Origin of the sequence: Parafrankia sp. EUN1f (assembly GCF_000177675.1) — a bacterium.
Classification (GTDB): Bacteria; Actinomycetota; Actinomycetes; order Frankiales; family Frankiaceae; genus Parafrankia.
In genome coordinates, this window is the sequence record NZ_ADGX01000361.1 from 1 (window position 1) to 1,413 (window position 1,413).

At 72.8% G+C, this 1,413-nt stretch carries 2 protein-coding genes; both read right to left on the minus strand.

Going from position 1 to position 1,413, the window contains the following annotated elements; all coding sequences use genetic code 11:
• Positions 1 to 133 precede the first annotated feature (133 nt).
• Positions 134 to 406, minus strand: a complete 273-nt coding sequence (locus tag FREUN1FDRAFT_RS39070) for a hypothetical protein (RefSeq protein WP_006545837.1) — start codon at positions 404 to 406, stop codon at positions 134 to 136.
• Positions 399 to 1,331 (minus strand): N-acetylmuramoyl-L-alanine amidase, encoded by a 933-nt coding sequence (locus FREUN1FDRAFT_RS45700; RefSeq protein WP_006545985.1) that lies wholly within the window; start codon positions 1,329 to 1,331, stop codon positions 399 to 401. The genes FREUN1FDRAFT_RS39070 and FREUN1FDRAFT_RS45700 overlap by 8 nt, the downstream gene beginning before the upstream one ends.
• Between the last annotated feature and the right edge of the window lie 82 nt (positions 1,332 to 1,413).

Below are 1,413 nucleotides of genomic sequence, written 5' to 3' on the forward strand. Positions count from 1 at the left end.
CCTGATCACGGAGGCGTCCACCGCGATGGTCACCACCGCCGGTTGCCGCTTCTGACACAGCAACAGCGGCCCCTGCCCCACCCGAGTCCGGGTGGGGCAGGGGCCGCTGTGCGTCGCGCGCTGGGCAGCAGGGCTACCGGGCGGGCCCCGGGTTCGTCGGGTCCAGGCTGGCCGAGCCGACGGCGCCGCGGTTCGCACCGAGCGCACCGACCAGCGTCTCGACGCCGGCACCGACGGCCGCGCCGACCGCGCCAGAGAGCAGGAGTCGGGCGGTGGACAGGTCGCCGGCGGCCGCGGCCGCGGTGATGGCGGTCAGGCCGCTCGCGAACGACGCGAGAGCCGCGCGCGCGGCGCGCTCACCGAGGTCGCGAGCGGCGGCGGCGATACGGGCGAGGACGTCAGGCATGGGTGTCTCCCGTGATGGTTGCGGTGAGGGTGAGCTGGCCGAGCTGGGTGGACAGCGCGCGGAGCTCCGCGAGGACGGGACCGAGGTCGACCGCGCCGCCGGCGCCGACGGTCAGGCGGTTCACGGCGGTGGTCAGCGCGTCCAGGCGGGCGGAGGCCTCCCGCAGCGTGGCCGCGAGTGCGTCGTCCCGCTGCCACTCGAAGCTGGATCGGAGCACGAGCAGGCCGAGGGCCTGGCCCACGGTGCCGATGGCGACGTCGGCCATCCGCACCTCGTTGTTGGCGTTGTCGCGAGTGACGAGTGACTTCATCTCCTTCGCCAGCACCGCTGAGACGGCCGCGGGGATCGCCTCGAGCGCCTTCGTGAACCGGGCGTCCTGCTCCGGGGTCATGACGTCCTCCTGCGTGCTGGTGGGTGGGCTCGCCGGTCGGCCGAGCGCGGCGGCGAGGATGTCGCCTCTCCGGTTGGCGCGGATGTCTCCGGGGCAGCTGTGGCCACCCCAGGCCGCGCCGCCCATGCGGTGGGTGCCGAGGCCGTAGCCGGACGGCGAGTCGGTGATCTGCGGACGCCAACCGAAGGCGCGGATGCCCCACGCGAACAGCTCTCCGAGCCGCGCGATCTGGATCGGCGTGTAGTCCTCGGTGTCGGACCCTTCGCATTCGCAGCTGATCCAGTACGGGTTCCCGGCGCCCTCGGCCCACGCTTTGTCGCCGAACTCGACGTACTGTTCGAACCCGCCGGCTTTCGACAGCCACAGGTGAGAGCTGACGCCGCTGGCCGGGTTGGAGAACCAGCCGAACAGGCTCGAGCGGCCCATCTGGACGTGCGGGATGAGTCCGCGGGTGGGCTGGACCATCCCGCCGTCGGAATGGTTGATCGGGATGATGCGCTGTTTCGCGCCCGGGTAGGTGGTGGGGTAGGTCATCGCAGCAGACCTCCGAGCTGCCACAGAAGCGGGCCGAACACGACGGCGAGAGCGATGGCCAGGCGGAGGCGGGCCGCGGCCG